This window comes from Curtanaerobium respiraculi, from assembly GCF_024609215.1.
Taxonomy (GTDB): Bacteria; Actinomycetota; Coriobacteriia; order Coriobacteriales; family Eggerthellaceae; genus Curtanaerobium; species Curtanaerobium respiraculi.
Genome location: NZ_JANIPD030000002.1, coordinates 82,843 through 89,677 on the forward strand (window position 1 = coordinate 82,843; position 6,835 = coordinate 89,677).

General features: G+C 58.5%; 7 protein-coding genes. 6 read left to right on the forward strand and 1 reads right to left on the reverse strand.

Going from position 1 to position 6,835, the window contains the following annotated elements; genetic code table 11:
- The first annotated feature begins 23 nt into the window (after window positions 1-23).
- The 4 genes from dsrO to NOV21_RS02595 all read left to right on the forward strand — a co-directional run bounded on the left by dsrO (window position 24) and on the right by NOV21_RS02595 (window position 4,003).
- A complete protein-coding gene (gene dsrO, locus NOV21_RS02580; protein WP_283171157.1) occupies window positions 24-806 on the forward strand; it encodes a sulfate reduction electron transfer complex DsrMKJOP subunit DsrO in 783 nt (260 codons plus the stop codon).
- 2 nt (window positions 807-808) lie between these two features.
- Window positions 809-1,999, forward strand: coding sequence for a sulfate reduction electron transfer complex DsrMKJOP subunit DsrP (gene dsrP, locus NOV21_RS02585; protein WP_283171156.1), 1,191 nt, complete (start codon window positions 809-811; stop codon window positions 1,997-1,999).
- A 100-nt stretch (window positions 2,000-2,099) separates the two neighbouring features.
- Window positions 2,100-2,414: a TusE/DsrC/DsvC family sulfur relay protein gene (locus tag NOV21_RS02590; RefSeq protein WP_283171155.1), complete on the forward strand. Its 315-nt coding sequence runs from the start codon at window positions 2,100-2,102 to the stop codon at window positions 2,412-2,414.
- A gap of 71 nt (window positions 2,415-2,485) precedes the next feature.
- Complete coding sequence (locus tag NOV21_RS02595) at window positions 2,486-4,003, forward strand: cobyrinic acid a,c-diamide synthase CobB (protein WP_283171154.1); 1,518 nt, start codon at window positions 2,486-2,488, stop codon at window positions 4,001-4,003.
- Here the strand turns inward: NOV21_RS02595 and NOV21_RS02600 are convergent.
- The gene (locus tag NOV21_RS02600) at window positions 3,937-4,530 is read right to left on the reverse strand and encodes a TetR/AcrR family transcriptional regulator (RefSeq protein ID WP_283171753.1); all 594 of its coding nucleotides are present in this window, start codon (window positions 4,528-4,530) and stop codon (window positions 3,937-3,939) included. The two genes, NOV21_RS02595 and NOV21_RS02600, sit on opposite strands and share 67 nt — an antisense overlap.
- Before the next feature lie 322 nt (window positions 4,531-4,852).
- On the opposite strand from NOV21_RS02600, the gene NOV21_RS02605 reads away from it, so the two are divergent.
- Window positions 4,853-6,337 carry an SLC13 family permease gene (locus NOV21_RS02605; RefSeq protein WP_283171152.1) on the forward strand — a complete coding sequence of 495 codons (1,485 nt, stop codon included), beginning with the start codon at window positions 4,853-4,855 and terminating at the stop codon, window positions 6,335-6,337.
- 98 nt (window positions 6,338-6,435) lie between these two features.
- Window positions 6,436-6,835, forward strand: a 400-nt coding sequence (locus tag NOV21_RS02610) for a hypothetical protein (RefSeq protein ID WP_283171754.1), incomplete at its 3' end; no start/stop codon positions are given.

The window sequence follows — 6,835 nt, forward strand, 5'->3', positions numbered from 1 at the left end:
CTGAGACGAAAAAAGGTTCACCTATGAAAAGGCGTGACTTCATCAAATTAGGCGCGGCAAGCTGTGCCGCGGCGGCTGGCCTGCTGTCCTTGAACGGCTGTCAGGTGGCGGAGATCTCCCACGGCGAGATCGTCGCGAGCATGGACGGTAAGACCAACAAGCAGTACGGCATGGTCGTCAACGTGAGCGAACTCAACAAGCTCGGCGTGATGGACGATATCATCCACGCGTGCCATTCCGCGCATAACGTTCCCGACACGGGGAGCAAGCGGACCGAGGTCAAGTGGATTTGGGAGACTTCCTACGAGAAGGCTTTCGAGGAGATCAGCAGCAAATACCTCTCCGAAGACGTGGAGAAGTACGAGTACCCGGTGCTCTGCAACCACTGCGAATCGCCGGCGTGCGTGCGCGTGTGCCCCACGCGCGCCACGTTCAAGCGCCCGGACGGCATCGTCATGATGGACTTCCACCGCTGCATCGGCTGCCGCTTCTGCATGGAGGCCTGCCCCTACGGCGCCCGCAGCCTGAACTTCAGCGACCCGCGCGAATACCTTGACGGCATCAACGACCAGTTCCCCACGCGCAGCAAGGGCGTGGTGGAGAAGTGCCTGTTCTGTTACGAGCGCATCGACAAGGGGCTGCAGCCCCTGTGCGTTGAGGCGTCGAAGGGCTCCATCCTGTTCGGCGACCTTACCGACGCGACGTCCGACGTGCGTCGAGCGCTTGCCAAGGCATTCTCGATCCGCCGCCGCGTCGAGCTCGGCACCGGTCCGTGCGTCTACTATATTTTCGAAGAAGGTGAATAAGCATGCTAGAACGAATCTTCCACGGCTCCAAACTGTACTGGGGCTGGGTCATCGCCCTGGCGGTCATCATCGGCTTGGGTGTTCTCGCATATCTCAACCAGCTTCAGCACGGCCTTATCCTCACCGGTATGAGCCGAGATGTGAGCTGGGGTTTGTACATCGGCCAGATGGCGTTCTTCGTCGGTGTCGCCGCATCGGGCATCATGGTCGCCATCCCGTTCTACCTGCACGATTACAAGACGTTCCAGCCCGTGCTCATCTTCGGTGAGTTCATGGCTGTGGCCGCCGTCCTCGTCGCGGTGCTCTTCGTCATCATCGACCTGGCGTACCCGGCGCGCGTGTTCAACATGATCTTGTACCCCACGCCGACGGCGATCGTGTTCTGGGACGTCGTGGTGCTCTCGTCCTACCTGATCGTGAACCTGATCATCGGGTGGACGGCCATCCAGTGCGAGCGCAAGGGCTGCCCGCCGCCGCGCTGGTGCCACAACCTCGCGATTTTCGCGATCCCCCTGGCAGTCAGCATCCACACGGTCACGGCGTTCCTGTACTCCGGCACGCCCGGCAGGTCCTATTTCCTGACCGCGATCATGGCAGGGCGCTTCCTGTCCTCCGCCTTCGCGGCCGGTCCGGCGCTGCTGATCATCATCTGCCTGATCATGCGAGGCACGAAGGCGTTCCGCGTGTCAGATAAGGCGATCGACAGCCTGGCGAAAGTCGTCGCCTACGCGACGATCGTCAACGTGTTCTTCTTCCTGTGCGAGGTCTATACGTCCTTCTACAGCAACATCCCTGGTCACATGGCGCCTATTCAGTATCTGTTTGTGGGTCTTGATGGGCAGAACGGTATGGTACCATTCATGTGGGAAGCAGCCATCTTCGCTTTCGCGGGTATCGGCATGCTCCTGTTCAAGAAGGTGCGCCGCAACCTGAAGGCCCTGCCGTTTGCGCTGGTCATGGTCTTTCTGGCATGCTACTTGGACAAGGGCGTCGGCCTGGTGCTCGGTGGCTACAATCCCAACTCCTTCGGTGACATCGTCGGGTACGTTCCCACGCTGAACGAGCTCACGATCATCGCGGGTGTCTACGCGATAGGATTGCTGGTCCTCACCTTCCTGTACAAGGTGGTCGTGGACGTGCGCGCGCGCAACGACCAGGAACCGGCGCTTGAGACGGCGGACTCGCTCGAATAAACCGCCCGCAGCTGAAGAAGCCGCCTGACAATCAGGTTTGTCGCTTTCGGGAGAGAGCTACAAAACATAGAAGTTAAGAGATGAGAGTTAGGAGTCAACGATGGCAGAACTGCAAGTTGGCGATCGTGTGATCGCCCTTGACGAGGATGGCTTCCTGGAAGACGCCACTCAGTGGGACGAGGAAGTCGCCGAGGCTTTGGCCAAGACCGAAGAGGTCGAGCTGACCGATGCGCATTGGGCAGTCATCAACTACCTGCGCAAGTACTATGCCGACTTCGGCGTGGCCCCCATGGTTCGCAAGATGCTGCGCGACACCAAGCTGTCCAATGCCGAGATGTATGAACTGTTCCCCAGCGGCCCGGGTAAAGGAGCCTGCAAAATCGCCGGCCTCATGAAGCCGACCGGCTGCGTGTAAGCCTTTTCCGATTCAGGTTCGTGATGGATGCCCGACGGCAAGATGTCTCTCCCGACAGTTATAGCTCTTCCATGACGGGTGAAATCCTCTCGCTTCCGCGCGTGATGATCGCAGCCTCCCATGGAAAAAGCGGCAAAACGATTCTTGTCTCGGGCATCCTGCGAGCTTTGAAGAAACGCGGGGTCGATGTCCAGCCTTTCAAGAAAGGCCCTGACTACATCGACCCCGGCTGGCATTCCCTGGCGGCAGGTAGGCCATGCCGCAACCTCGACAGCCTGTTCATGGATGAGGATGCCATGCATGCCGTGCTGCTGGAAGCTTCGGCGGGCGCGCGATTAGAGCTGATCGAAGGGGCCATGGGCTTGTTCGACGGTTCCGATGTCCAGGGGAGCAGCTCCTCTGCGGAAGTTGCGAAACAGACGAAAACACCGGTTGTGCTCGTGATGGATGTCACGCGCATGACGCGGACCGCGGCTGCGCTTCTCAAAGGGTGCATGGAGTTCGACGACGGGGTTCATGTCGTCGGCGTCATCCTAAATCGCATTCGCGGTGCACGTCATGAGGCTCGTATTCGCGAGTCGATCGAGCATTACTGCGGCATCCCCATCATCGGGGCGGTGCCTGAGGATGCGCGGCTTGTGCTCCCCGATAGGCATCTCGGACTTGTCACCAGCGTGGAGTCGGATTCCGCCGAATCTTTTCTCGACGGCGTCGCTGACGTGATCGAGGAGCATGTCGATATCGACCTCTTGATACGCGTTGCCGCCGAAGCCGAGCCGATCGTCTGCCCGACGGCCGACGATCTGTACGGGCCTGGCCAATCCGATGCGGCGGATCCTGTCACCATCGCCGTCGTGCGCGACCGATCCTTCGAGTTCTATTATCCGGAGAACCTCAAAGCTCTTGAGCGCGCCGGGGCCAGATTGGCCTTCGTCGACAGCATGGAGGACAATGCGCTTCCCGCCGATGCGAGCGGGCTGTATATCGGCGGCGGGTTCCCGGAGGTCTTCGCCCCGCAGCTGCAGGAGAATGCTTGCCTCCGGGCCGATATCAAGTCGGCGCTCGATCGCGGCATGGCGTGCTTCGCCGAATGCGGCGGCCTCATGTACCTGGCGCGCACGCTCACCGTCGACGGCGTGCCGTATGAGATGGTGGGGGCTCTCGATATCGACATCGAGATGAAGCAGAAACGCCAAGCCCATGGATATGCGCATGTGGTCGTGCGCGATGAGCATCCTTGGCTGCCGGCGGGCACCGCGATGATGTGCCACGAGCACCATCATTCCCGCGCATCGCGTATAGGGGAGGGCGTTGTATTCGGCTTGGAGAACATGCGGGGAAAGGGCATCTCCGGCCATCTGGATGGCGTGTGCTACAAGCGCACGTGTGCCGGCTATGCTCACGTGAACGCCATCGCATCCCCGGCGTGGGCACCGGCCTTCGTTGCCGCTGCACGCGAATTCGAGACGGAGGGCGATCGGGGAGGGGAGGTAGCGTCTAAGCGGATCCCGCTTCCATTCCGCTACAACACCTCCGTATGCGCATCGATGTCGGGTTCTTTTCCATCGTGCACCCAGCTCATACCGTGATACACCATTTTGAAAGCGAATGAGATGAGCTCTTCGAGGGATACCTTCCCGTCCAACTCCACCCAACGGCGGTAAAGGTTGAACATGTTGTTCGCAGCGTAATCTTGGAAGAGAAGCCGCTCTTTCTCGGTCATGTTGGTGAGAATATTCTTGCGGTTGCGGTTCGCCTGCGCACAGCTTTTGATGATGCGCTCGCGATAGGGATAGTACGTGGGGTTGCAGAGCAACCGCTCGACATAGAGATCCTGGCTGGCGAAGAACTCGAAGAACTTCCGATAGAATTGCACCGTGAAATCCGCGTCGTCGACTTTATCCATAAAAAGGGCGTACCGCTCGACGATCTCGTCGCAGGTTTCCAGAAAGATATCCTCGCGGCAGCCGTAATAGAAGTAGAACGTTTTCCGGCTGATGCCCGCTTGGCCGGCGATGTCGGAGATCGTGATCTTGTTGGCATCGAGGTTCCGGACCATGTCCTTAAAAGTCGCCTGGATTATGTAATGGGTTTTGATGGACCTCTGATCGGTCAAGGCCGTATTCTTCAAGTGCACGTCGTCCCTTGCCTTGTAAATACGATTGTTTCTCTCCTGAAGCCATCATACCTGATTGTTCGCATTTTTCCCATTTCGAAAAATATGTGGCATATCTCACACTCGAGCAATGGTTGAGCATAGGTTTCGAGACGGGCGTTCGACATAATGTACTCGATAAACGCACGTCGAACGTGCGGAATCATTCGATGCGCTTCGTCTGCCAAGGAGGGAAGGAAGCAGCGGGCCGAAGCGAATGCAGGGCCGCAGAATAGAGAGGTCTGCGGAATCGAGTACATAATATATCGAGGAGGAACATCGTATGGAGGGTGAAAAGAAAAAGGACCTCACCTTCGTGCACGCAGCAATCGGTGCCGCGATTTGCGCGATCTTCTGGATCATCCCGCCGATCGCACCGATCACTGAGGTTGGCATGAGGTGCGTGGGCGGATTCTTGGCCATGGTGTACCTGTGGTCGGCAGTCGGGACCCTATGGCCGAGCATCTTCGGTTTGTTCATGATCAGCATCTCGGGCATCGGCGTCGGGGATACCGGTAGCGCTCAATTCAACAACGTGTGGATGACCGCCGTCGGCACCAATACCGTGCTTCTGACGCTGTTCGCCATGACGTTGTTCGGCGCTGTCGACGAGGTCGGCGTGACCAAGTACATCGCACGCTGGCTTCTGACCCGCAAGGTCTATGCAGGCAAGCCGATCGCGTTTTTGGCGGTCTTCTACCTGTGCTGCTTCGTGCTGTCGACCCTGGTCACTCCCATCGCCGAGCTCATCATGCTGTGGCCCGTCGCTATCCGCGTGGTCGAGGTTCTCGAAATCAAGCGCGAGGATCCCATTTGGAAGTGGTTCTTCGTAGGCATGTTCCTGGTGTCCACGCTCGGCCAGCCGTTCTTCCCGTTCATGGGCGCGCAGCTCATCCCGCTGAGCGCGTTCGCCACGATGACCCAGCAGATGGGCATGCCGATGGAAGTCCCCATGGTCCAATACATGTTCATGGATCTCATCATGACCGCGTTTGTCATGGCACTCTACCTGGTGCTCATCAAGCTGATGCGCGTTGACACGAGCAAGTTCAAGGCCATGGATCCGAAGATCATCGAGGAGCAGATGCCGCTTCCCGCGATGAACTTCCAGCAGAAGGCGTTCCTGTACATGATTCCCCTGTACCTGATTGCCGTCCTGCTTCCGCAGTTCATCAAGGGCAATCCCGTTTCCGATTTCCTGAACATGATTTCCACGCTGGGCATCACCATACTGTTCACGCTCGTCATGCTCGTCATCAAATGGAACGGCAAGCCGCTGCTCGATTTCCAGCGCGTTGCCTACAAGCAGATGAACTGGGGCATCTTCTTCATGATCGCCGCTGCCGTATACGCCGCGGGCACGCTGTCCAACAAGGCGACCGGCGTGACCGAGTTCCTCATGCAGACGCTTACCCCCATCCTGGGCGGGCAGCCCGAGATGATCTTCATCGCCCTCATGTTCACCGTGGCGCTGGTCATCACCAACTTCGCGAACAATGCCGCCATGGCCGTCGTGCTCATGCCCGTCGTCATCAACTTCAGCAACCAATTGGGCATCAATCCGATCCCCGTTGCCGCCGGCGTCGTGCTCATGGTCTTCGTGGCCATGCTGACACCTGCCGCCTCGCCGCATGCGGGCATGATGTGGGGTAGGCGCGACCTGTACACTCCGAAGGATATCCTGTCCATCGGGTTGCCCATGTGCGCCATCACCCTGGTGTCCTATATCTTCGTCGGCTACCCGCTGCTGAAGATGATCATGGGTTAACCACTCGAGAACATGCGGCTGGGTGGACGCGACTCGCTCAGCCGCATATTCGAAGGTGTTTAGTTGTGTCCGTCTTACCCGGAAAAGGAGATTAGAACATGGGTAAACCGAATGTCTATCCCACCAGTACGACTATCTACAAACCGGAGAAGTGCTATAGCGGCTACACGCTGTTTTCCGTCATGGGGCACGGTGCGATTCTTGTCGATATGAACGGCCGCGTCGTGCGCCATTGGAAGGATTTCATGGGTTTCCCGCCCAAGATGATCCCCGGCGGATATCTGTTTGGCAGCCGTGGCCTGCGCGATCGCACGCGTGCGTACCAAGACCAGTCCGACGTGACCATGGTGGATATGGACGGTAATGTGATCTGGTCGTTCAACCGCAACCAGGAGATCGAGGACAACGGGACGAAGGAGTGGTATGCCCGCCAGCACCACGACTACCAGATCGAGGGCAACCCCGTGGGCTACTTCGTGCCCGGCATGGAGTCGAGCC

Excerpts from the sequence above, each read along its gene's own strand:
- dsrO (WP_283171157.1), top strand. The coding sequence starts at position 24 with ATGAAAAGGCGTGACTTCATCAAATTAGGCGCGGCAAGCTGTGCCGCG.
- NOV21_RS02605 (WP_283171152.1), top strand. The coding sequence starts at position 4,853 with ATGGAGGGTGAAAAGAAAAAGGACCTCACCTTCGTGCACGCAGCAATC.
- dsrP (WP_283171156.1), top strand. The coding sequence starts at position 809 with ATGCTAGAACGAATCTTCCACGGCTCCAAACTGTACTGGGGCTGGGTC.
- NOV21_RS02590 (WP_283171155.1), top strand. The coding sequence starts at position 2,100 with ATGGCAGAACTGCAAGTTGGCGATCGTGTGATCGCCCTTGACGAGGAT.
- NOV21_RS02595 (WP_283171154.1), top strand. The coding sequence starts at position 2,486 with ATGACGGGTGAAATCCTCTCGCTTCCGCGCGTGATGATCGCAGCCTCC.